This window comes from Noviherbaspirillum phoenicis (assembly GCF_047237965.1).
In the GTDB taxonomy this organism is placed as follows: Bacteria; Pseudomonadota; Gammaproteobacteria; order Burkholderiales; family Burkholderiaceae_D; genus Noviherbaspirillum_A.
Genome location: NZ_JBDFLX010000001.1, coordinates 1,771,021 through 1,793,156, shown reverse-complemented (window position 1 = coordinate 1,793,156; position 22,136 = coordinate 1,771,021). Strand labels below are relative to the sequence as shown.

The 22,136-nt window shown below is 60.0% G+C and carries 21 protein-coding genes, 1 tRNA gene and 1 pseudogene; 19 read left to right on the top strand and 4 right to left on the bottom strand.

Annotation, left to right across the window (positions count from 1 at the left end; translation table 11 throughout):
- Nucleotides 1-17 precede the first annotated feature (17 nt).
- The 5 genes and pseudogenes from nuoL (at nt 18) to ABC383_RS08170 (ending at nt 6,154) form a co-directional block, all read left to right on the top strand.
- Complete coding sequence (nuoL, locus tag ABC383_RS08190) at nt 18-2,111, top strand: NADH-quinone oxidoreductase subunit L (protein ID WP_413013005.1); 2,094 nt, start codon at nt 18-20, stop codon at nt 2,109-2,111.
- A gap of 24 nt (nt 2,112-2,135) precedes the next feature.
- Nucleotides 2,136-3,626 carry an NADH-quinone oxidoreductase subunit M gene (locus tag ABC383_RS08185; protein ID WP_194714171.1) on the top strand — a complete coding sequence of 497 codons (1,491 nt, stop codon included), beginning with the start codon at nt 2,136-2,138 and terminating at the stop codon, nt 3,624-3,626.
- 131 nt (nt 3,627-3,757) lie between these two features.
- Entirely contained in the window at nt 3,758-5,245 is a 1,488-nt protein-coding gene (gene nuoN, locus ABC383_RS08180) for an NADH-quinone oxidoreductase subunit NuoN (protein ID WP_413013003.1), read from the top strand.
- Nucleotides 5,246-5,265: 20 nt separating this feature from the next.
- Nucleotides 5,266-5,570, top strand: a pseudogene (locus ABC383_RS08175) (DUF2818 family protein).
- Nucleotides 5,571-5,596: 26 nt separating this feature from the next.
- Nucleotides 5,597-6,154: an NUDIX domain-containing protein gene (locus tag ABC383_RS08170; RefSeq protein WP_413013002.1), complete on the top strand. Its 558-nt coding sequence runs from the start codon at nt 5,597-5,599 to the stop codon at nt 6,152-6,154.
- Nucleotides 6,155-6,231: 77 nt separating this feature from the next.
- Here the strand turns inward: ABC383_RS08170 and ABC383_RS08165 are convergent, their stop codons facing one another.
- Nucleotides 6,232-7,908, bottom strand: coding sequence for an electron transfer flavoprotein-ubiquinone oxidoreductase (locus ABC383_RS08165; protein ID WP_413013000.1), 1,677 nt, complete (start codon nt 7,906-7,908; stop codon nt 6,232-6,234).
- 158 nt (nt 7,909-8,066) lie between these two features.
- On the opposite strand from ABC383_RS08165, the gene ABC383_RS08160 reads away from it, so the two are divergent.
- Both ABC383_RS08160 and ABC383_RS08155 read left to right on the top strand, forming a co-directional pair.
- Nucleotides 8,067-8,843 carry an SDR family oxidoreductase gene (locus tag ABC383_RS08160; RefSeq protein ID WP_194714175.1) on the top strand — a complete coding sequence of 259 codons (777 nt, stop codon included), beginning with the start codon at nt 8,067-8,069 and terminating at the stop codon, nt 8,841-8,843.
- 2 nt (nt 8,844-8,845) lie between these two features.
- A complete protein-coding gene (locus ABC383_RS08155) occupies nt 8,846-9,268 on the top strand; it encodes an acyl-CoA thioesterase (RefSeq protein ID WP_413012997.1) in 423 nt (140 codons plus the stop codon).
- 23 nt (nt 9,269-9,291) lie between these two features.
- Here ABC383_RS08155 and ABC383_RS08150 read toward each other — a convergent pair whose 3' ends face one another.
- Entirely contained in the window at nt 9,292-9,897 is a 606-nt protein-coding gene (locus ABC383_RS08150) for a LuxR C-terminal-related transcriptional regulator (protein ID WP_413012995.1), read from the bottom strand.
- Nucleotides 9,898-10,039: 142 nt separating this feature from the next.
- Here ABC383_RS08150 and ABC383_RS08145 point away from each other — a divergent pair, with 142 nt between their 5' ends.
- Nucleotides 10,040-10,738 carry a CoA transferase subunit A gene (locus tag ABC383_RS08145; RefSeq protein WP_413012993.1) on the top strand — a complete coding sequence of 233 codons (699 nt, stop codon included), beginning with the start codon at nt 10,040-10,042 and terminating at the stop codon, nt 10,736-10,738.
- Nucleotides 10,739-10,752: 14 nt separating this feature from the next.
- The gene (locus tag ABC383_RS08140) at nt 10,753-11,406 is read left to right on the top strand and encodes a CoA transferase subunit B (RefSeq protein ID WP_413012992.1); all 654 of its coding nucleotides are present in this window, start codon (nt 10,753-10,755) and stop codon (nt 11,404-11,406) included.
- 67 nt (nt 11,407-11,473) lie between these two features.
- Here ABC383_RS08140 and ABC383_RS08135 read toward each other — a convergent pair whose 3' ends face one another.
- Complete coding sequence (locus ABC383_RS08135; protein WP_413012991.1) at nt 11,474-12,268, bottom strand: 3-hydroxybutyrate dehydrogenase; 795 nt, start codon at nt 12,266-12,268, stop codon at nt 11,474-11,476.
- A 110-nt stretch (nt 12,269-12,378) separates the two neighbouring features.
- On the opposite strand from ABC383_RS08135, the gene ABC383_RS08130 reads away from it, so the two are divergent.
- The 4 genes from ABC383_RS08130 (at nt 12,379) to ABC383_RS08115 (ending at nt 16,064) form a co-directional block, all read left to right on the top strand.
- Complete coding sequence (locus tag ABC383_RS08130; protein WP_413012989.1) at nt 12,379-13,269, top strand: alpha/beta fold hydrolase; 891 nt, start codon at nt 12,379-12,381, stop codon at nt 13,267-13,269.
- Between the two features lie 30 nt (nt 13,270-13,299).
- Nucleotides 13,300-13,647: a RidA family protein gene (locus ABC383_RS08125; protein ID WP_413012987.1), complete on the top strand. Its 348-nt coding sequence runs from the start codon at nt 13,300-13,302 to the stop codon at nt 13,645-13,647.
- A 14-nt stretch (nt 13,648-13,661) separates the two neighbouring features.
- Nucleotides 13,662-15,929, top strand: coding sequence for a RelA/SpoT family protein (locus ABC383_RS08120; protein ID WP_413012985.1), 2,268 nt, complete (start codon nt 13,662-13,664; stop codon nt 15,927-15,929).
- Nucleotides 15,930-15,987: 58 nt separating this feature from the next.
- Nucleotides 15,988-16,064, top strand: a tRNA-Val gene (locus ABC383_RS08115).
- Here the strand turns inward: ABC383_RS08115 and ABC383_RS08110 are convergent.
- Nucleotides 16,059-16,250 (bottom strand): hypothetical protein, encoded by a 192-nt coding sequence (locus ABC383_RS08110; RefSeq protein ID WP_413012983.1) that lies wholly within the window; start codon nt 16,248-16,250, stop codon nt 16,059-16,061. The two genes, ABC383_RS08115 and ABC383_RS08110, sit on opposite strands and share 6 nt — an antisense overlap.
- 101 nt (nt 16,251-16,351) lie before the next feature.
- Here ABC383_RS08110 and ABC383_RS08105 point away from each other — a divergent pair, with 101 nt between their 5' ends.
- The 6 genes from ABC383_RS08105 to pheS all read left to right on the top strand — a co-directional run bounded on the left by ABC383_RS08105 (nt 16,352) and on the right by pheS (nt 22,124).
- Entirely contained in the window at nt 16,352-17,479 is a 1,128-nt protein-coding gene (locus tag ABC383_RS08105) for a DUF8173 domain-containing protein (protein WP_413012981.1), read from the top strand.
- A gap of 247 nt (nt 17,480-17,726) precedes the next feature.
- Nucleotides 17,727-19,634, top strand: coding sequence for a threonine--tRNA ligase (thrS, locus tag ABC383_RS08100; RefSeq protein ID WP_413012979.1), 1,908 nt, complete (start codon nt 17,727-17,729; stop codon nt 19,632-19,634).
- A 59-nt stretch (nt 19,635-19,693) separates the two neighbouring features.
- A complete protein-coding gene (gene infC / locus ABC383_RS08095) occupies nt 19,694-20,215 on the top strand; it encodes a translation initiation factor IF-3 (RefSeq protein ID WP_413016275.1) in 522 nt (173 codons plus the stop codon).
- Between the two features lie 172 nt (nt 20,216-20,387).
- Entirely contained in the window at nt 20,388-20,585 is a 198-nt protein-coding gene (gene rpmI / locus ABC383_RS08090) for a 50S ribosomal protein L35 (RefSeq protein ID WP_413016273.1), read from the top strand.
- 21 nt (nt 20,586-20,606) lie between these two features.
- Complete coding sequence (gene rplT / locus ABC383_RS08085) at nt 20,607-20,966, top strand: 50S ribosomal protein L20 (protein ID WP_194714186.1); 360 nt, start codon at nt 20,607-20,609, stop codon at nt 20,964-20,966.
- Between the two features lie 141 nt (nt 20,967-21,107).
- Nucleotides 21,108-22,124 (top strand): phenylalanine--tRNA ligase subunit alpha, encoded by a 1,017-nt coding sequence (pheS, locus tag ABC383_RS08080; protein ID WP_413016271.1) that lies wholly within the window; start codon nt 21,108-21,110, stop codon nt 22,122-22,124.
- Nucleotides 22,125-22,136: the final 12 nt, after the last annotated feature.

Genomic DNA, 22,136 nt, shown 5'->3' with positions numbered 1-22,136 from the left:
AAACGATAAGGTTCATCATGGCGGGGCAACTCAACCCACAACTCCTTCTGGCCGTACCTCTGGCGCCGCTCGCGGGATCGGCCATTGCCGGCCTCTTCGGCACCAAGTTCTTCGGCAACAAGATAGGGCGGGGCGCTTCCCACAGCGTCACCATCCTCGGCGTGCTGATCGCGCTGATCATCTCGGTGCAGACGCTCTTGGCGGTGCTGGATGGCGCAACCTACAACGGCACGCTGTACAACTGGATGACGGTCGGCGGCATCAAGCTGGAAATCGGCTTCATGGTCGACAGCCTGACCGCGATGATGATGTGCGTCGTGACCTTCGTATCGCTGATGGTGCATATCTACACCATCGGCTACATGAAGGAAGACCCGGGCTATAACCGCTTCTTCTCCTACATTTCGCTGTTCACCTTCTCCATGCTGATGCTCGTGATGAGCAACAACTTCCTGCAGCTGTTCTTCGGCTGGGAAGCGGTGGGCCTGGTGTCGTATCTGCTGATCGGTTTCTGGTACACCAAGCCGACTGCGATCTACGCCAACATGAAGGCATTCCTGGTCAACCGCGTCGGCGACTTCGGCTTCATCCTTGGCATTGGCCTGCTGCTGGCGTTCGCCGGCTCGATGAACTACACCGAAGTGTTCGCCAAGCGCGAAGCGCTGGCCCAGCTGACCATGCCGGGTTCGAGCTGGATGCTGCTGACGGTTGCCTGCATCTGCCTGTTCATCGGCGCGATGGGCAAGTCGGCGCAGTTCCCGCTGCATGTATGGCTGCCCGATTCGATGGAAGGCCCGACCCCGATCTCCGCGCTGATCCACGCCGCCACCATGGTGACCGCTGGCATTTTCATGGTGGCCCGCATGTCGCCGCTGTTCGAACTGTCGGACACCGCCTTGTCCTTCGTGCTGGTGATTGGTTCCATCACTGCCTTGTTCATGGGTTTCCTGGGCATCATCCAGAACGACATCAAGCGCGTGGTGGCATATTCCACGCTGTCGCAGCTGGGTTACATGACTGTTGCGCTGGGCGCATCCGCCTACCAGGTCGGCGTGTTCCACCTGATGACCCACGCCTTCTTCAAGGCGCTGCTGTTCCTTGCCGCAGGCGCGGTCATCATCAGCATGCATCACGACCAGGACATCCGTAACATGGGTGGCCTGCGCAAGTACCTGCCCATCACCTGGATCACCTCGCTGCTCGGCTCGCTTGCCCTGATCGGCACGCCGTTCTTCTCGGGTTTCTATTCCAAGGACAGCATCATCGAAGCGGTGGCGGCAACCCATATCGCGGGCGCCGGCTTTGCCTACTTCTCGGTGCTGGCCGGCGTGTTCGTCACCGCGTTCTACTCCTTCCGCATGTATTTCCTGGTGTTCCATGGCGAGGAGCGCTTCGGCAAGGCCCATCATGGCCATGACGATCATCACGACCATCACGCGGCGCATCACACGTCGGACGACATCCACGGGCATGAGGTCGAGGAAGAGGCCGGCCACGAGGAGCACCATGGCCTGGCGCCGGGCGAGAAGCCGGTCGAAGCCCCGCTGGTGGTCACGCTGCCGCTGATCCTGCTGGCCATTCCGTCGGTGATCATCGGCTACCTGGCGATCGGCCCGATGCTGCACGGCGACTTCTTCAAGGGCGTGATCTTCGTCGGTGAAAACCACCATGCGATGGAAGAGCTGGGTCACGAATTCCACGGCGCAATGGCCATGGCGCTGCACGGCTTCACCAGCCTGCCATTCTGGCTGGCGCTTGCCGGCGTCGTGACTGCCTACTACTGCTACATGATCAATCCGCGCGTGCCGGCCTGGTTCTACAGCAAGTTCCACGGCGTCTACACGCTGCTGGACAACAAGTACTACATGGACCGCATCAATGAAGTGGTGTTCGCCGGCGGCGCCCGCGGCCTCGGCCGCGGCCTGTGGAATGTCGGCGACCGCGCCCTGATCGACGGACTGCTGGTCAATGGCAGTGCGCGCGTGGTGGGCTGGTTCTCGGTTATTTCCCGTGCCTTCCAGACCGGCTACATCTACCACTACGCATTCACGATGATCCTCGGCATAGCGCTGTACCTGGGCTATCTGCTGCTGGCCAACTACATGAAATAACGTCGCGCTTCCAGAAAAACAAACATGATGCAGTCAACACTACCTCTACTCAGTCTGGCGATCTGGTTGCCGATTCTTTCTGGCCTGCTGGTGCTGGCCGTTGGCAACGACAACAAACCCGGCGCGTCGCGCATGCTGGCGCTGCTCGGCGCAGTGATCAGCTTCCTGCCGACGCTGGCGATCGTCGCCGGTTTCGACAATGCCGCGCATGGCATGCAGTTCGTCGAGCGCGCCGCCTGGATCAAGACCTTCAACATCTTCTATGCGCTGGGAATCGACGGCATCTCGCTGTGGTTCGTGCCGCTGACGGCCTTCATCACGATCATCGTCGTGATCGCCGGCTGGCAGGTGATCGAGAAGAAGGTGTCGCAATACATGGGCGCCTTCCTGATCCTGTCGGGCGCAATGATCGGCGTGTTCTGCGCGCTGGATGGCCTGCTGTTCTATGTGTTCTTCGAAGCCACGCTGATCCCGATGTTCATCATCATCGGCGTCTGGGGCGGCAGCAACCGGATGTACGCCGCGGTCAAGTTCTTCCTGTACACCTTTCTCGGCTCGCTGCTGATGCTGGTGGCGATCATCTACCTGTACTTCAAGGCCGGCAACAGCTTTGACATCCTGGCCTGGCACGCGCTGCCGCTGCCGCTGGCGGTGCAGATCCCGATCTTCCTCGCCTTCATGATGGCGTTCGCCGTGAAGGTGCCGATGTGGCCGGTGCACACCTGGCTGCCGGATGCCCACGTCGAGGCCCCTACCGGCGGCTCGGTGGTGCTGGCTGCCATCATGTTGAAGCTCGGCGGCTACGGTTTCCTGCGCTTCTCGCTGCCTGTTACGCCGGACGCCAGCCATTACCTGGCGCCGCTGGTGATGTCGCTGTCGCTGATCGCGGTTATCTACATCGGCCTGGTGGCGATGGTGCAGGCTGACATGAAGAAGCTGGTGGCATATTCCTCGATTGCCCACATGGGCTTTGTCACGCTGGGCTGCTTCCTCTTCAACGACATGGGCGCGCAGGGCGCAATCATGCAAATGATCTCGCACGGCTTCGTGTCGGGCGCAATGTTCCTGTGCATCGGCGTGCTGTATGACCGCATGCACACGAGGCAAATCGCCGAGTATGGCGGCGTCGTCAATACCATGCCGCGCTTCGCCGCCTTCTTCGTGCTGTTCTCGCTGGCCAATGCGGGCCTGCCGGCAACCTCGGGCTTCATCGGCGAGTTCATGGTCATCCTGGCATCGGTCCAGTTCAACTTCTGGATCGGCGTGCTGGCCGGTACCGCCCTGATTTTGGGCGCGGCCTACTCGCTGTGGCTGGTCAAGCGGGTGGTGTTCGGCAACATCGGCAACAAGCATGTGGCCGAGTTGCAGGACCTGAGCGGCCGGGAGTTCATGATGCTGGGCGTGCTGGCGATTGCCGTGATCGTGATGGGTGTCTACCCGGCGCCGATCGGCGATACGCTGCAGACGTCGGTCACGGATCTGCTGAAGCATGTGGCTGTCAGCAAGGTGCCCTGAGATCCGGCGCATGAGGCCAATCAGGCAACTCCATTTTTACCTTGCCGCACGGCGGCAGGGGCAAGTTATCGGTGGCATGCGGCGCGCTGCATGCCACCTGCAATAAAACCGGCGCAATCAAAGCGGAAACCATGAACAACCTGAATCTCGCACCGTTGTACCCCGAAATTTTTCTGGTGGTCGCGACGTCCGTCATCCTGCTGATCGACATGTTCCTGAGCGATGCCAGGCGCAACCTCACCTACCTGCTGTCTCTCGGCGCGCTCGCGGTGTGTGCCGCGCTGACGCTGGTGGACTTCAATCACGGCGCTACCCAGTACACCTTCGGCAACATGTTCGTGTCGGACCCGATGTCCAACCTGCTGAAGCTGTTTTCCTATCTGGCAGTCGGCCTGACGCTGATCTATTCGCGCCAGTACACCACCGACCGCAACATGGTGACGGTCAATACCGGCGGCGAATTCTACGTGCTGGCGCTGTTTTCGCTGGTAGGCCAGATGGTGATGCTGTCTGCAAACAACTTCCTGATCATTTACCTCGGCCTCGAACTGATGTCGCTGTCGCTGTACGCGCTGGTTGCGCTGCGCCGCGACCATACGGCGTCCACCGAAGCGGCGATGAAGTATTTCATTCTCGGCGCGCTGGCCTCCGGCTTCCTGTTGTATGGCATCTCGATGCTGTATGGCGCAACCGGCTCGCTGGATCTGGCTGAAGTGGCGCGCATCACCGCCTCCGGTACCGTCAACCGCATGGTGCTGGTGTTCGGCGTGGTGTTCGTCGTGGCCGGCCTGGCATTCAAGCTGGGCGCCGCACCGTTCCATATGTGGGTACCTGACGTCTACCAGGGCGCGCCGACCTCGGTCACGCTGCTGCTGGGCGGCGCGCCGAAGCTGGCGGCGTTCGCCATCTGCATGCGCCTGCTGGTGGAAGGCCTGTGGACGCTGGCTGTCGACTGGCAGCAGATGCTGACCGTGATGGCCGTGGTCTCCATGGCGATCGGCAACATCACAGCGATTGCGCAAACCAATCTGAAGCGCATGCTTGCCTATTCGACGATCTCGCAGATGGGCTTCATGCTGCTGGGCCTGCTGTCGGGCGTGTATGCCGGCAGCGATGCCAATGCCGCTGCCAATGCCTACAGCTCGTCGATGTTCTATGCCATCACCTATGTGCTGACCACGCTGGGCACCTTCGGCGTGATCATGCTGCTGTCGCGCGCCGGTTTCGAAGCCGACAACCTCGACGACTTCAAGGGACTCAACCAGCGCAGCCCGTGGTTTGCGGCGGTGATGATGGTGCTGCTGCTGTCCCTGGCCGGCGTGCCGCCGATGATGGGCTTCTATGCCAAGCTGGCCGTGCTGCAGTCGGTAGTGAGTGCGGGCATGCTGTGGCTGGCCATCGTTGCGGTGCTGTTCTCGCTGGTCGGCGCGTATTACTACCTGCGCATCATCAAGCTGATGTATTTCGATGACGCGACCGATACGAACCGCATCGTCGCCAACGGCGACATGCGCATTGCGCTCAGCCTGAACGGCGCAGCTGTGGTCGTGCTGGGCCTGCTGCCCGGCCCGCTGATGGCTGCCTGCGGCGCCGCCATCCTGCGTACCCTGGCTTCCTGATGCCGGTTCTCTCCCGCTAGATGGACGTTTCCCTCTCCAGCTGGCTGGTGATCCTGTTGGCCGCTCTTGCGGCCAACCTGCCTTTCTCAGCGAGCGCGTGTTTGGCCTGATTCCCTGGCGCGGCGCGGCCAAGCCGTTCTGGCTGCGCCTGCTGGAAATGTTCTGCCTTTATGCCGCGGTCGGTTTGCTGGCATTTCTGCTCGAGTCGCGCATGGGCAACCGTTTTCCGCAGCGCTGGGAATTCTATGCAGTCACCGGCTGTCTCTTCATTGTGCTGGCCTATCCCGGCTTCGTGTACCGCTACCTGCGACGCCGCCAGGGCTGAGCGCCGTTATTGGCGAAAGGATCATCATGGACAAGCACCTGAGAGAAACCCGTGTCGACAGCTCGACCGTGTATGACGGCGACTTTTTGAAGGTTCAGAAAGACAGGGTCATGCTGCCCAACGGCGCGCACTCCGAGCGCGAATACATAAAGCATCCGGGCGCGGTCGTGATCCTGCCCGTGCTCGATGACGGCAGCATCCTGATCGAACGGCAGTACCGTTATCCGCTGGACCAGGTCTTCTATGAATTCCCGGCCGGAAAAATCGATCCGGGCGAGGACCATCTCGACTGTGCCAAGCGTGAACTGAAGGAAGAAACCGGCTACACCGCGACCGACTGGCAGTTCGTCTGCACGATTCACAATGCCATCGCCTATTCCGACGAGCATCTCGAAATCTACCTGGCACGCGGCCTGGTGGCGGGCGAGAGCGCGCTGGATGATGGCGAGTTCCTCGAAACCATGACGGTGTCGGTCGATGAACTGCTGCAATGGGTCAGGGAAGGCAAGATCACCGACGTGAAGACCGTGATCGGCTCCTTCTGGCTGGAGAAAATCGTTTCCGGCGCGTGGCCAGTGAAGTAGGGACGGCGGATGGGTTACCGTTCGTCCGTATGAAAGACTGGTCGTAAAAAAAGCCGCTTGTCGCGGCTTTTTTGTTCTTACATGTTCGGATAGTTTGGCCCGCCGCCGCCTTCCGGCGTCACCCAGACGATGTTCTGGGTCGGGTCCTTGATATCGCAGGTCTTGCAGTGCACGCAGTTCTGGGCATTGATCTGCAGCCTTTCCTTGCCCTCGTCGCTGGTCACATACTCATACACACCCGCCGGGCAATAGCGCTGCTCGGGGCCGGCATAGATATGCAGGTTGATGTCGACCGGCACGTTCGGGTCCTTCAGCGTCAGGTGCACCGGCTGGTCTTCGGCATGATTGGTGTTGGAGATGAATACCGAGGACAGCCGGTCGAAGGTCAGCTTGCCGTCCGGTTTCGGATAGACGATGGGCTTGAACTCGGCTGCCGGCCGCAGATACTCGTTGTCCGGCTTCTTGTGGCGCAGTGTCCATGGCGCCTTGCCGCGGAACAGCACCTGGTCGATGCCCACCATCAGCGTGCCGGTGTACAGCCCCTGTCCCATGAAGGGCTTGAAGTTGCGCGCCTTGTGCAGTTCGTCGTACAGCCAGCTGTTGCGGAAAGCCTCTGGATAAGCCGTGAGCTCATCATGCTGGCGCTCCGCACCGAGCGCATCGAACGCGGCTTCGGCGGCCATCATGCCGGTTTTCATCGCGGCATGGCTGCCCTTGATGCGGCTGGCATTGAGGAAGCCGGCATCGCAGCCCAGCAGCACGCCACCGGGGAAGGTCAGCTTCGGCAGCGACTGCAGGCCGCCCGCGGTGATGGCGCGCGCGCCGTAGGAGATGCGCTTGCCGCCTTCGAAGAACTTGCGGATTTCCGGGTGCGTCTTGTAGCGCTGGAATTCCTCGTACGGCGACAGGTAGGGATTGGAGTAGGACAGGCCCACCACATAGCCGACCGCCACCTGGTTGTTCTCCAGGTGGTAGAGGAAGGAGCCGCCATAGGTGGTCGCGTCCAGCGGCCAGCCGGCGGTGTGGATCACCAGGCCCGGCTTGTGCATCTTCGGATCGATTTCCCACAGTTCCTTGATGCCGATGCCATAGGTCTGCGGATCGCGTCCGGCATTGAGGTCGAAGCGCTGCATCAATTGCTTGCCCAGATTGCCGCGCGAGCCTTCGGCAAACAGGGTGTACTTCGCGTGCAGTTCCATGCCGAGCTGGAAGGCGTCGGTGGGCTTGCCTTCGCGGTCCACGCCCATGTTGCCGGTGGCAACGCCCTTGACGGAGCCGTCGTCGTTGTACAGGATCTCCGCGGCCGGAAAGCCGGGGAAGACTTCCACGCCGAGCGCTTCAGCCTGCTGGCCCAGCCAGCGCGTCACATTGGCCAGCGACACGACGTAATTTCCATGGTTCTTGAAGCAGGCCGGCAGCATCCATTCCGGGGTGGTGCGGGCCTTCTTTTCGGTCAGGAACATGAAGCGGTCTTCGCTGACCGGAGTGTTCAGAGGGGCGCCCAGTTCGCGCCAGTTGGGGAACAGCTCGTTCATGGCGATCGGGTCCATCACCGCGCCCGACAGGATGTGGGCGCCGACCTCGCCGCCTTTTTCCAGCACGCAGACCGAGACCTCGCGGCCGCTCTTCTCTGCCAGTTGCTTCAGGCGAATCGCGGCCGACAGGCCGCCGGGTCCGCCACCGACGATCACGACGTCATACTCCATCGCTTCGCGCGGACCGTATTGTTCAAGAATGCTCTGGTTCTCCGTCATGGTCTCGTTACCTTTACTTTATTTTCGAACGTGCGTGCTAATTGTCCGGGATTTTGCGTCAGAATACTAGATGCGCGCCTCTAAACGCCCGCCATTCATGTAATCTTAGCGGCTTGGCCAGCGCCAGCGTCAAGGTAAAACAATTCAAGGAGAAAATTGTGGGGATAGAACTCAATTTCGAAGGCAAGGTCGCCATGGTCACCGGCGCGTCGAGCGGCCTGGGTGCACGCTTTGCGAAAGTACTTGCCCAGGGAGGCGCGCAGGTGGTGCTGGCGTCGCGCCGCATCGAGCGCCTGAAGGAACTGCGGGCCGAGATCGAGGCCGACGGCGGCGCCGCCCACGTCGTCAGCCTGGACGTGACCGACTATGCCAGCATCAAGGCCGCGATTGCGCATGCAGAGACCGAAGCCGGCCCGATCGATATCCTGGTCAATAATTCCGGCGTGTCCACCACCCAGCGCCTGATCGACGTCACGCCTGACGACTACGCCTATGTCATGGACACCAATCAGCGCGGCGCCTTTTTCGTCGCGCAGGAAGCGGCCAAGCGCATGATCGCGCGCGCCAAGGGCGATCCGAAGAAACAGCACCGCATCATCAACATTGCGTCCGTGGCCGGCCTGCGGGTGTTGCCGCAAATCGGCATCTACTGCGTCAGCAAGGCAGCCGTGGTTCACATGACCAAGTCGATGGCTGTGGAATGGGGCCGCTACAACATCAACGTCAACGCGATCTGCCCCGGTTATATCAGCACCGAAATCAATGCCGAGCATTTCCAGTCGGAGCAGGGCAAGGCGCTGGTCAACATGCTGCCCAGGAAGCGCGTCGGCGAGCCGCAGGACCTCGACGGCCTGCTGCTGCTGCTGGCATCCGATGAAGCCCACTTCATCAACGGCGCGATCATGACGGCCGACGACGGCATGAGCGCGTCCTGACCATGGCAGACCGCACGCTGGTGCATGTGACCCGCATGCCGATACGCTGGGGCGACATGGACATGATGGGTCATGTCAACAATGCCAAGTACTTCACCTATATCGAAACCGCCCGCATCGACTGGTTCACCAGCATCGCCTGTTCTCCCAATCCACAAGGCGAGGGGCCGGTGCTGATCAATGCAAGCTGCACCTTCCTCAGGCAGCTTGAATATCCGGGCCAGATCGAGATACGCACCTTCGTCGGCGCCTTCGGCCGCACCAGCTTCGAAACCTTCCACGAGATCCGGCGAGTCGATCAGCCGGACGTGCTGGCGGCGGAGGGCGCGGCCAAGGTGGTCTGGGTGGATTTTACGGCAGGCAAGTCGACGCCAATCTCCCCGGAACTGCGGGCCATCCTGTCGCGCCCTTTGCAGGCCGAATAGCCGGCAAGCCAGTAATCAGGCGTTCAAACGACGGTGGCTTCGGCCGCGGCCGGGTTGCCCGGCGGCGCCTGGCGCGCCACGCCCAGCAATCGATTGACCAGTTCGCTGGACGTGGCGGCGGCGAACTTGCGCATCAGCCTGGCGCGATGCATCTCGACAGTACGCGGACTCAGGCCCACCTGGCGTGCGATCAGCTTGCTGGTCTTGCCTTCCACCAGCAGGGCCGCGATCTCCCTCTCGCGCGGCGTCAGTTCGGCGGTGACGGGGCGTTTCGCGCTCAGATCATCGAAGGTCCAGATGCCGGCTGCGTGGGCGTCCTGCGGCACCAGCGCGCTGCCGGACACATGGCACCAAAACAATTCCTGGTTTGCACGCTTCATGATGCGTTCATCGGAATAACGGCCGCAGGCATTCATGATGGGCACGATGCGGGCGCCGGTGCGCTCGAATTCGTCCGGCGAAGGGTAGAGCACGGAGAAAGACTTGCCGTTCAGCTCGCCCTGGGCGTAGCCAAACATCCGGTCCAGCGCGCGGTTGCTGGCCTGGATTACGCGGTTATGGGAAACACACATGCCCACCGGGGCATGCATGAAGATGGTCTCGAAGTCGATGGCAACGCCTTGTCTCATGGGGTGATACGCTCTTTATCCGAGATGAAGTTCGTACTTCTACGGTATTGTGCTGCGGTATACGGCAATCTATTCTTCCGGTTGCATCATAAATGACCGCATTTCTTATTGGAATCCGGTCTACTTTACACAAAGGGACGCTATGAAGAAAGTTTATCCCGATGCGGCATCCGCACTTGCCGACATCGTCAAGGACGGGCAGACCATTGCCGTAGGCGGCTTTGGCCTGTGCGGCATACCCGAGGCACTGATCGCAGCGCTGCGCGACTCCGGCGTCAAGAACCTGACCGCCATTTCCAACAACGCAGGCGTGGACAACTTCGGCCTTGGCCAACTGCTTGCAACGCGTCAGATCAAGAAGATGATCGCGTCCTATGTCGGTGAGAACAAGGAGTTCGAGCGCCAGTATCTGGCCGGCGAACTGGAACTGGAATTCACGCCGCAAGGCACCCTGGCCGAGAAGCTGCGTGCCGGTGGCTCCGGCATTCCAGCCTTCTTCACCAAGACCGGCGTCGGCACCATCGTCGCGGAAGGCAAGGATGTGCGGGAATTCGACGGCGAACAATATGTGCTGGAGCGCTCGCTGGTCGCGGACGTGTCCCTGGTGAAAGCCTATATGGCCGACAAGGCCGGCAACCTGGTGTACAACAAGACTGCGCGCAACTTCAACCCCAACGTCGCGATGGCCGGCAAGATCACAGTGGTCGAAGTCGAGAAGCTGGTCGAGGTTGGCGAGATCGACCCTGACCATGTGCATACGCCCAGCATTTTCGTGCATCGCATCGTCGTCAATGCGAGCCCGGAAAAACGAATCGAGCAACGCACGATACGTGCTAAATAATCGGGAGACAGATCATGGCATGGACTCGTGAAGAAATGGCCGCGCGCGCGGCCCAGGAATTGCAGGACGGTTTTTACGTCAACCTCGGCATCGGCTTGCCCACCATGGTGGCCAACTATGTGCCGCAAAACATGGAAGTCTGGCTGCAGTCGGAAAACGGCCTGCTGGGCATCGGTCCTTTCCCGACCGAAGAGACGATCGATCCCGACCTGATCAATGCCGGCAAGCAAACCGTGACGGCATTGCCGGGCGCCTCGTATTTTCCATCGGCCGATTCGTTCGCCATGATTCGTGGCGGCAAGGTCAATATCGCCATCCTTGGCGCGATGCAAGTATCCGAGCATGGCGACCTGGCGAACTGGATGATCCCCGGCAAGATGGTCAAGGGCATGGGCGGCGCGATGGACCTGGTTGCAGGCGTCAAGCGGGTCGTGGTGCTGATGGAGCATGTGGCCAAGGCCAAGGACGGCAGCACGTCGCACAAGATCCTGAAGAAGTGCGACCTGCCGCTGACCGGCGTCAACGTGGTGGACCGCATCATTACCGACCTTGGCGTGATCGACGTCGCCGAGCAGGGCCTGAAGCTGGTCGAGCTGGCGCCTGGCGTCACCGTCGACGAGATCGTCGCCAAGACCGGCGCACCGCTGGATACCTCGGCAGTTGCCTGATCGGACGGCATCAATAAAAACGGCGCCTTTGACCAGGCGCCGTTTTTTATTCCCGTTCTGAAGTGGGTTACTGCGCGACCCAGCCGCCATCCATGTTCCAGGCCACGCCGCGCACCTGGCTGGCCGCCTCGCTGCACATGAAAACCGCCAGTGCGCCTAGCTGTTCCGGGGTGACGAATTCCCCCGACGGTTGCTTTTCCGACAGCAGCATGCGCTTGGCTTCGTCGTTGGACACCCCGTTCTCGGCTGCACGGGCATCCACCTGCTTCTGCACCAGCGGCGTCAGCACCCAGCCCGGGCAGATCGCGTTGCAGGTAATGCCCGTTTGCGCTGTTTCGAGCGCAGTGACCTTGGTCAGGCCGACCAGTCCGTGCTTGGCCGCGACATAAGCTGACTTCTGCGCCGATGCCACCAGGCCGTGCGCCGAGGCCACGTTGATGATGCGGCCCCAGTTCTGTTCCTTCATGCGCGGCAATGCCAGGCGGGTGGTGTGGAAGGCTGAGTTGAGGTTGATTGCAATCACCGCGTCCCACTTGTCCACGGGAAAATCCTCGATGTTGGCGACATGCTGAATGCCGGCATTGTTGACGACGATATCGACGCCGCCGAATTGCTCCACGGCGCTGCGCATCATCAGTTCGATCTCGGTCGGCTGCGCCATGTCCGCATTGTGATAGGACGTCTTGATGCCGAATTCCTTGGCCACGTCCGCCTGCAGCTTGGTAATGGCGGTGGCGTCGCCAAAGCCGTTGAACATGATGTTTGCGCCCTGCGCCGCCAGCGCGCGCGCGATGCCCAGGCCGATGCCGGAAGTGGAACCGGTTACCAGGGCGGTCTTGCCTTTCAGAGTGGTGCCTTGCATGAAGTCCTCTATCGCCAAGATTGATGAAATGTAAAGAAGTTATCGGATTCTAAGCGGAACGCTTAGTAAAATACAGGTTTCGCATGCCAGTACTTCTACGGTAAATCCTCATGACAATTCCTCCCGCTCCCGGTCCAGGCTATCCCCCGATCAAGTATGTGCAATGCATTTCGCCAGGCGGGCTGCACCGCATGGCGTACAAGGAATGGGGCGACCCGCGCAATCGCAATGTGCTGGTCTGCGTGCATGGCGTAACCCGCGTCTCCGACGATTTCGACGCGCTGGCGCGTGAACTGAGCGACGTCTACCGCGTCGTATGTCCTGACGTGGTTGGCCGCGGCCGTTCCGGCTGGCTGCGCAATCCCGCCTATTACCTGCTGCCGCAATATGTGTCCGACATGGTGACGCTGCTGGCGCGGCTGGATGCCGACAGCGTCGACTGGGTCGGCACCTCCATGGGAGGGCTGATAGGCATGGGCCTGGCCGGACTCGAAGGCAATTCCATACGCCGCCTGGTACTGAACGACATCGGTCCCGCCTTGAACCACGCGGCGCTGGAACGCATCGGCGCCTACATCGGCGAACAGGTGCAGTTCGACACGTTCGAGGAGGGCGAGCAGTACATACGCACCATTACCGCGACCTTCGGCCCGCACGCCGACCACGAATGGAAGAAGCTGGCGGCCGATGTACTGCGCCAGGACGCGGAAGGAAAATGGATCAGGCATTATGATCCGCAACTGGCGCTGCCATTCAAGAGCAGCACGGTGGAAGCCACTGCCCAGGCGGAAGCCATGCTGTGGGCGGCCTATGATGCGATACGTTGTCCCACCCTGCTGCTGCGCGGCGCCGAGTCGGATCTGCTGACTGCGGAAACCGCGCGGGACATGGCAAGCCGCGGGCCCAAGGCGCGCCTGGTCGAATTCGCCGGCGTTGGTCATGCGCCCAGCCTGATGCATGGCGACCAGATTGCGGTCGTGCAGAAATTCCTGCTCGACTGAGCTGCCGGTTGCAACATTTTGGAAAGAACGATGGATATCAAGAGAATGCATGTCGGGCCGCGCCTGTCTGAAGCGGCGATCCATAACGGCGTGGTTTATCTGGCCGGCCAGATCGCCGAGGATGCGACCCAGAATATCGAAGGACAAACACGCGAGGTGCTGGGGCATGTCGATCGCCTGCTGGCCGAGGCGGGCAGCGACAAGAACCGCATCCTGATGTGCCAGATCTATCTGGCCGACATCAAGGACATCGCTGCGATGAATGCCATCTGGGATGCGTGGGTGCCGGCCGGGCATACGCCGCCGCGCGCCACCGTGCAGGCCCTGCTGGCGCGGCCCGAATTGCTGATTGAAGTCGTGGTCACAGCGGCCGTGTAGGAGTATCCGGGTTCATGGTATCGATTTCGACTGCGAGCGACGAGGCATCGGTTCAAATGGTAGCCGGTCTCTCCGAGGCCGATGCAAAGCGCGTGCTGGATGCGCTGGAATTCGTTCGTCCGCTGTATTCAGGAAACCCGGTGGCGACCGGGCAGGACGCCTTCGTGTTTTCCGAGAGCGTCGGCGTGACGCTGGCGTCGTTGAAGACCGATGCCGAGACCAGAATCGCCGGCCTGCTGTTCGAGCTGCCCATCATCGATGACAAGGCAGCGGAACAGATCGAGGAACGTTTTGGCGCGGAGATTGCCGGACTGGTCGATCACATACGGCAGCTGATGCGGCTGCATGAAATGACCTTCGGACAGCACAAGGCGGTTTTCGACCGGACCGACAAGGCCAGCAGCCAGCAGGCAACAGCCCAGGTCGAGACGCTGCGCAAGATGCTGCTGGCCATGGCTTCCGACATGCGGGTGGTGCTGGTGCGACTGGCCTCGCGCCTGACCACGCTGCGCTATTTTGCCGACAACAAGCTGCAGAATGAACGCACCTGCCAGTACGCGCGCGAGACATTCGACCTGTACGCGCCGCTGGCAAACCGGCTCGGCGTGTGGCAGTTGAAATGGGAGCTGGAAGACCTGTCGTTCCGGTTTCTCGAGCCGCAGACCTACAAGCGCATCGCCAGCATGCTGGAAGAAAAGCGGCTGGGCCGCGAGCAGTTCGTCAATTCGGCGATCGGGCGCCTGAAGTCGGAACTGGCTGCGGCCGGCATCAAGGCCGAGGTCACGGGCCGGCCCAAGCATATCTACAGCATCTGGAACAAGATGCGCGGCAAGTCGCTCGAGTTTTCCGAGCTGTATGACGTGCGCGCATTCCGGGTGATCGTCGAGGACATCAAGACCTGCTATGCGGTGCTGGGCATCGTGCATAACATCTGGGCGCCGATTCCCAAGGAATTCGACGACTACATCTCCCGGCCCAAGGCCAATGGCTATCGTTCGCTGCATACCGTCGTGCTGGCCGAGGATGGCCGGCCCCTGGAAGTGCAGGTGCGCACCAGCGAGATGCACCACTTCGCCGAATACGGTGTCGCCGCGCACTGGCGCTACAAGGAAAGCCCGGGATCGGCCGGGGAAAAATACGACGCCAAGATCGCCTGGCTGCGGCAGCTCCTTGCCTGGAAGTCGGAGGTGGTGGATGCCGTGGTCGGCCAGGAGGAAGTGCGGCGCGACTGGGTCGAGAAGCTCAAGGCCGCCGCGCTGGACGACCGCATCTACGTGCTGACGCCGCAGGCGCGCGTGATCGAGCTGCCCAGCGGCGCCACGCCGATCGACTTTGCCTATCATCTGCACAGCGATGTCGGCCATCGCTGCCGCGGCGCCAAGGTCGACGGCGCGATGGTGCCGTTGAACACCGCGCTGAAAAATGGCCAGACCGTGGAAATCATCACCGCCAAGGGAGGGGTTGCCGCGTCGGGTGCGGCTGGTCCGTCGCGGGACTGGTTGAGCGCCGATTACGCGGTGAGTTCGCGCACCCGGGCCAAGATACGCGCCTGGTTCAACGCCATCGACCAGCAGGAAACCCTGAACAGCGGCCGTTCGCAGGTGGAAAAGACCTTGCAGCGCGAAGGCAAGACTTCGGTCAATCTGGAAGACCTCGCGCACAAGCTGGGCTTTGCCAAGCTCGACGATTTTTTCCTGGCCATCGGCAAGGAAACCTTCAGCCTGCGCCAGGTAGAGCAGGCATTGCATGCCGAGGATGGCAAAGCGGGCAAGCCGGTCAATCCGGATGATGCCGTCGTGCCGCGAAAGAGCCGGGCCTCCAGCGTGACACAGGGCGCGAAGTCCGGCGTGCTCGTCGTGGGCACGGAAGGCTTGCTGACCCAACTGGCGCGCTGCTGCAAGCCGGCGCCGCCGGATGAGATCGTCGGTTTCGTCACGCGTGGCAAGGGTGTTTCCATCCATCGCGTGGCCTGCAAGAACTTTGCGGCAATGGAGGCGGCGGCGCCGGAGCGGGTGATCGCCACTGAATGGGGGCTGCCGGCCGCCGAGACGGTCTATCCGGTTGACCTGTTCATTCTGGCCAGCGACCGTCAGGGTCTGCTGCGCGACATCTCGGAAATCCTGCTGCGCGAGAAAATCAATGTGATCGGCGTCAGCACCCAGAGCAGCAAGGGGCAGGCGCGCATGGCGTTCACTGCCGAGATCACCTCCACATCCCAGTTGCAAAGAGCCTTGCAGATCATCCGCGACGTGAACGGCGTGCAGGAAGCCAGGCGGAATTGAAGAAGTTTGAAATGACCCTTGGCAAATCCGATTCATGCCCCTATAATCCTGCTTCCTCAGGCGCGTAGCTCAGCTGGTTAGAGCACTACCTTGACATGGTAGGGGTCGTTGGTTCGAGTCCAATCGTGCCTACCAATGAATTTTGATCTTTGGATGTATCGAGGGTGAAAAATCATTGGTTTTGGAAAAAGCACCGTCGAAAGACGGTGCTTTTTTTTGTCCCCATGTTTCCTTTCCTGCTTTTTTTCCTCTTTTCAGGCTTTCATCTCCGGTGGCGCTGTCGTGCCGTGCATGCTCGCCGCGGACTTTGATGTACATCATTCCGCTCCATCCTGTTCATTCAATACCATCTCCTCAGAATCGTCCCGGTACGGCTCCTGGCGGCTGTCAACTGTCAGCTAGCGCAAGGGAAGGAGAGGCAGATGGCGTCCACATTGAAACAGTTTCTTCTTGGCCTGGTGGTCTTCTGTATGCCGTTGGCAGCGATGGCGGGTGGCAACGCAGCGTCGCATTTGGGTTCAGGAAACACTTATCTGACCGGCAGCGACGTCAGAATCAGTCAGGCAGTCCCGGCTGATCTTTACGCGGCTGGCGGGGCGGTAGTGGTTGCGGAGCCAGTGGCCGAGGATGCCACGCTGGCCGGCGGCAGGGTCGATGTGATGGCGGCGGTGGGTCAGGATCTGCGTGTCGCCGGCGGCAAGGTAGCCGTCGATGCCAAGATTGGCGGCGACCTGCTGGCAACTGGTGGCAATGTCAGCGTTTCTCCAGCCAGTCGCGTGGGAGGCGATGTGATGCTGGCAGGCGGAGAGGTCCGCTTTGCCGGGCAAGCCATGAGGGATGTCAAGCTGGCTGGCGGCAAGCTTGTGCTGGCTGGCGAGGTCAAGGGCAATGCCCGTCTCTACGGTCAGGATATCCGGCTTGCGCCTGGAGCGAGGATAGGGGGAGATCTGGTATATGCCAGCAGCAATCCGCTTTCCGATCAGGAACTGGCGCTGGTCGCCGGCCATGTCACGCGGGAAGCCGACGCGCCAGGCCGCAGTCGCAACGCCGGCAGTGGCTGGATGCATCCGCTATTCTTCATCAGCATGCTGGCCTGCGGCGCCATTCTGTTTCTTGTCTTTCCAAATGCAGTGAAAGGCACGGAGCAGGCCATGTGGCATACGCCGCTGAAAAGTCTGGCGCTTGGCCTTGCCCTGTTATTTACATTGCCGCCCGTGGCTATCCTTTTCATGATCACTGTGATCGGCATCCCGATCGGTTTCGGATTGATGCTGGCGTATCCGCTGCTGTTGTTGCTGGGCTATCTATGTGCTGCCTTATTTGTTGGTCATGCTGTTGCACATGCATTGAACCAATCAGGCAAAACCGGCACGGGCTGGCAGGTCGTTTTCCTGGCGTCGGCGTTGCTGCTGTTCAGTCTGGCTGCCAGCATCCCTGTTCTTGGCGGCATGCTGGTTTTTCTGGCAACTCTGATCGGCATGGGCGCCATGGTGCAATGGCTTTACCGGCGTTACCGGGGCAGGGCGGCCGGTGCGGAAGTGCTGCTTTGAGTCTGGAAATCCGGCGTTGAGTCTGGTAAGCTCGCCCCTCATTCCAAATTCTGTTTATGTAAGAGCGAGAAAGGCAATCCGGTTATGACACCGCGAACTACCCCGCAGCAAGTCCAGGAGCGACGCTAGTCGGGATCTTTTTCGTCTTACTTATTGAAAAAGCGCGGCTGGTCCGCGTTTTTTTTCGTCCCGGTTCTTTATCTTCCACACCGCAGTAACCCGGTTCAGGCCGGATATGGAGAGCACAATGATTGCAGTCAGACTTCCCGATGGATCGCAGCGCCAGTTCGAATCCCCGGTTACGGTGGCGCAGGTCGCCGCCAGCATAGGCGCAGGCCTGGCCAAGGCGGCGCTGGCCGGCAAGGTGGATGGCAAGGTGGTCGATACCTCCCACCTGATCGACCACGATGCCGAGCTGGCCATCATCACCGACAAGGATCCTGAGGGCATCGACGTCATACGCCATTCGGCGGCGCACTTGCTGGCCTATGCGGTCAAGGAGCTGTTTCCCGATGCGCAGGTCACGATCGGTCCGGTGATCGAGAACGGCTTCTACTATGACTTTTCCTACAAGCGTCCATTCACGCCCGAGGATCTGCAGGCCATCGAAAAGAAAATGGCGGAACTGGCCAAGTGTGACGAGCCGGTAACCCGTTCGGTGCTGCCGCGCGATGAAGCAGTCGCTTATTTCAAATCGATCGGCGAGGATTACAAGGCCGAGATCATTGCCTCCATCCCCGCCAACGAGGATGTCTCGCTGTACGCGGAAGGCAAGTTCACCGACCTGTGCCGCGGCCCGCACGTGCCGTCCACCGGCAAACTCAAGGTGTTCAAGCTGATGAAGCTGGCTGGCGCCTACTGGCGCGGCGATTCCAAGAACGAAATGCTGCAGCGTATCTACGGCACCGCCTGGGGAAAGAAGGAAGACCAGGAAGCCTACCTGCACATGCTGGAAGAAGCCGAGAAGCGCGACCATCGCAAGCTGGGTCGTCAACTGGATCTGTTCCATTTCCAGGACGAGGCTCCGGGCCTGATCTTCTGGCATCCGAAAGGCTGGACCATCTGGCAGCAGGTCGAGCAATACATGCGCTCGGTCTACCAGGACAATGGCTTCCAGGAAGTGAAGGGGCCGCAGATTCTCGATCGCAGCCTGTGGGAAAAGTCAGGCCATTGGGAGAATTACAAGGAAAACATGTTCACGACGGAGTCCGAGAACCGTTCCTACGCCCTGAAACCGATGAACTGTCCCGGGCACGTGCAGATCTTCAAGTCCAACATGCATTCCTACCGCGAGCTGCCGCTGCGCTATGGCGAATTCGGCCAGTGCCACCGCAACGAGCCCTCCGGTTCACTGCACGGCATGATGCGGGTGCGCGGCTTTACGCAGGATGACGGCCACATCTTCTGCACCGAAGACCAGATCCTGGACGAGTGCGTCAATGCCACTGCTTTGCTGCAGAAGGTGTACAAGGATTTCGGCTTCAATGAAATCATCTACAAGGTCGCAACCCGTCCTGAAAAGCGGGTTGGCTCGGACGAGGCCTGGGACAAGGCAGAGGCGGCGCTGATCGAATCGCTGAAGCGTTCGGGATGCGAATTCGAAATTGCTCCGGGTGAAGGTGCTTTCTATGGTCCGAAGATCGAATATACGCTGAAGGATGCGATCGGCAGGATGTGGCAATGCGGCACGATTCAGGTCGATTTCTCGATGCCTGTACGGTTGGAAGCCGAGTATGTTGCCGAAGACAACACCCGCAAGGTGCCCGTCATGCTGCACCGGGCTATCCTCGGTTCGCTGGAACGTTTTATCGGCATGCTGATCGAAAACCATGCCGGCGCGTTGCCGTTGTGGCTCGCGCCGGTGCAGGTTGTGGTTCTCAATATTTCCGATGCCCAGGCGGATTATGCCCGTGAGGTAACACAAGCCTTGAAAAAACAAGGGTTTAGGGTGAATTCGGATTTGCGCAACGAGAAAATAACCTATAAAATACGCGAGCATTCCGTCCAAAAATTGCCGTACATCATAGTGGTGGGCGACAAGGAGCGGGATTCGAATACGGTGGCCGTGCGTGCGCGTGGCAACGTCGATCTGGGCAGCATGCCAGTCGATGCGCTGGTGGAAAGACTCTCCCAAGACCTCGAAACCAAAGCCTGAGCGGGGAACCCGCAGCGCAAAAGCACGGCTTAATCATTTGATTTTCAAAGGAAACTACAATAGCTACTGACAAGTCGCATCGCATTAATGGCGAAATCAATGCGCCCGAACTGCGCCTGAGTGGCGTCGAGAACGAGCCGATCGGCATCGTTAGCCTGGCCGAAGCCTTCCGTCTTGCTGAAGAGAAGAACGTTGATCTGGTGGAGATTGCGCCAAACGCTACTCCACCGGTCGCGCGTCTGATGGACTACGGCAAGTTCAAGTATCAGGAACAGAAGCGGGCGCATGAAGCGAAGCTGAAGCAGAAAGTCATTTCGGTCAAGGAAGTCAAATTCCGCCCGGGTACGGATGATGGCGATTACAACATCAAGGTTCGTAATCTCATCAAGTTCCTGGATGAAGGCGACAAGACCAAAATTACCCTGCGTTTCCGTGGCCGTGAAATGGCTCACCAGGAAATCGGCATGCGCATGCTGGAACGTCTGAAGTCCGATCTTGAGCCGTATGGCCAGGTCGAGCAGTGGCCCAAGATGGAAGGCCGTCAGATGATCATGGTGCTTGCGCCCAAAAAGAAGAAGTAGCTGTTGCAGTAGCCAAAAAATTCCGCGGGCCGCTTCTTGCAGGCGGCCTGCGCAATAACGTCAACTTTCAAGTTGCCGTAAAACAAGTGAGAGCAGGCATCAAAGTGCAGCCACAGGCGGCCACCTGCAATCATGTTAAAAAATGGAGCTGTCCATAAGGACAGGTATTGCTATGCCAAAAATGAAAACGAAAAGCAGCGCCAAGAAGCGCTTTCGTGTACGTCCGGGCGGAACCGTCAAGCGCGGCCAGGCGTTCAAGCGTCACATCCTGACCAAGAAAACCACCAAGACCAAACGTCAACTGCGCGGTGCTACCGATGTCCATGCCACAAACATGGTGTCCGTACGCGCAATGATGCCGTTCGCTTAACCTCACATTTAAGGAGTAACCATGCCTAGAGTAAAACGTGGGGTCACAGCACGGGCCCGTCATAAGAAAGTTCTCGATCAAGCCAAAGGCTACCGCGGCCGCCGCAGCAAGGTTTACCGCGTTGCCAAGCAGGCTGTCATGCGCGCAGGCCAGTATGCCTACCGTGACCGCCGTAACAAGAAGCGCGTGTTCCGCGCACTGTGGATCACCCGTATCAACGCGGCTTCGCGTTCGCACGGCCTGACCTACAGCGTCTTCATGAATGGTCTGAAGCGCGCTGCCATCGAGTTGGACCGTAAGGTACTGGCCGACATGGCTGTGACCGACAAGCCGGCATTTGCCGCTATCGTCAATCAGGTGAAAGCCGCGATCGCTGCTTAATTGTTAGCACCCATCATTGCTTGCAGATGATGGTAAGAGCGGGGCACAGGTGTACACCTTTGCCCCGCTTTGTTTGGCGGCTACATGGTCGTTTTCAACCGGCTGTCTCTTTCGGCTTCAATCAGAAAGCGGAAATACCGCATGACTTCCTTAGAACAACTCGTAACACAGGCGCAGGCTGATTTCGCCGCCGCGCCGGACGCCGCAGCGCTTGAAAATGCCAAGGCAAAATATCTCGGAAAAACTGGCCAGATCACCGAACAGATGAAGGGCCTGGGCAAGCTGGCGCCAGATGAGCGACGCGCCCAGGGTGCCGTGATCAACGCAGCCAAGGAACAAATCGAAACGGCGCTGACCGCCCGCCGCGACGCATTGGCCGATGCCCAATTGCAGGCGCGACTGAACGCGGAAGCGATCGACGTCACGTTGCCCGGCCGCGGACGAGGCAAGGGCGGTATCCATCCGGTCATGCGCACCTGGAAGCGCGTGGAAGAGATCTTTGGTTCGATCGGCTTCGATGTTGCCGACGGCCCGGAAATCGAGACCGACTGGACCAATTTCACCGCACTGAACAGCCCGGAAAATCATCCGGCGCGTTCGATGCAGGACACATTCTATGTGGATGGCAAGGACAGCCAGGGCAAGCCGCTGCTGCTGCGCACCCACACCAGCCCGATGCAGGTGCGTTACGCGCGCATGAACAAGCCGCCGATCAAGGTCATCGCGCCGGGCCGGACGTACCGGGTCGACAGCGATGCCACCCACTCGCCGATGTTTCATCAGGTCGAAGGCTTGTGGATAGACGAAAACATCAGCTTTGCCGACCTGAAGGGCGTTTATCTCAATTTTGTTCGGGCTTTCTTCGAGACTGACGACTTGCAGGTGCGTTTCCGTCCGTCCTATTTTCCGTTTACCGAACCTTCGGCTGAAATCGATATTGCTTTCGGCAGCGGCCCACTGAAAGGACGCTGGCTGGAAGTTTCCGGCGCAGGACAGGTGCACCCGACCGTGGTGCGCAATATGGGCCTGGACCCGGATCGCTACATCGGTTTTGCCTTTGGCTCAGGCCTGGAGCGGCTGACCATGCTGCGCTATGGCATCAACGACCTGCGCCTGTTCTATGAAGGCGATCTGCGCTTCCTGAAACAATTTAATTAAGACACGGTTTCC

Coding starts and splice junctions, on each gene's coding strand:
- nuoL (WP_413013005.1), top strand. CDS start 18: ATGGCGGGGCAACTCAACCCACAACTCCTTCTGGCCGTACCTCTGGCG.
- ABC383_RS08185 (WP_194714171.1), top strand. CDS start 2,136: ATGATGCAGTCAACACTACCTCTACTCAGTCTGGCGATCTGGTTGCCG.
- nuoN (WP_413013003.1), top strand. CDS start 3,758: ATGAACAACCTGAATCTCGCACCGTTGTACCCCGAAATTTTTCTGGTG.
- ABC383_RS08170 (WP_413013002.1), top strand. CDS start 5,597: ATGGACAAGCACCTGAGAGAAACCCGTGTCGACAGCTCGACCGTGTAT.
- ABC383_RS08165 (WP_413013000.1), bottom strand. CDS start 7,908: ATGACGGAGAACCAGAGCATTCTTGAACAATACGGTCCGCGCGAAGCG.
- ABC383_RS08155 (WP_413012997.1), top strand. CDS start 8,846: ATGGCAGACCGCACGCTGGTGCATGTGACCCGCATGCCGATACGCTGG.
- ABC383_RS08150 (WP_413012995.1), bottom strand. CDS start 9,897: ATGAGACAAGGCGTTGCCATCGACTTCGAGACCATCTTCATGCATGCC.
- ABC383_RS08145 (WP_413012993.1), top strand. CDS start 10,040: ATGAAGAAAGTTTATCCCGATGCGGCATCCGCACTTGCCGACATCGTC.
- ABC383_RS08140 (WP_413012992.1), top strand. CDS start 10,753: ATGGCATGGACTCGTGAAGAAATGGCCGCGCGCGCGGCCCAGGAATTG.
- ABC383_RS08135 (WP_413012991.1), bottom strand. CDS start 12,268: ATGCAAGGCACCACTCTGAAAGGCAAGACCGCCCTGGTAACCGGTTCC.
- ABC383_RS08130 (WP_413012989.1), top strand. CDS start 12,379: ATGACAATTCCTCCCGCTCCCGGTCCAGGCTATCCCCCGATCAAGTAT.
- ABC383_RS08125 (WP_413012987.1), top strand. CDS start 13,300: ATGGATATCAAGAGAATGCATGTCGGGCCGCGCCTGTCTGAAGCGGCG.
- ABC383_RS08120 (WP_413012985.1), top strand. CDS start 13,662: ATGGTATCGATTTCGACTGCGAGCGACGAGGCATCGGTTCAAATGGTA.
- ABC383_RS08110 (WP_413012983.1), bottom strand. CDS start 16,250: ATGATGTACATCAAAGTCCGCGGCGAGCATGCACGGCACGACAGCGCC.
- ABC383_RS08105 (WP_413012981.1), top strand. CDS start 16,352: ATGGCGTCCACATTGAAACAGTTTCTTCTTGGCCTGGTGGTCTTCTGT.
- thrS (WP_413012979.1), top strand. CDS start 17,727: ATGATTGCAGTCAGACTTCCCGATGGATCGCAGCGCCAGTTCGAATCC.
- rpmI (WP_413016273.1), top strand. CDS start 20,388: ATGCCAAAAATGAAAACGAAAAGCAGCGCCAAGAAGCGCTTTCGTGTA.
- rplT (WP_194714186.1), top strand. CDS start 20,607: ATGCCTAGAGTAAAACGTGGGGTCACAGCACGGGCCCGTCATAAGAAA.
- pheS (WP_413016271.1), top strand. CDS start 21,108: ATGACTTCCTTAGAACAACTCGTAACACAGGCGCAGGCTGATTTCGCC.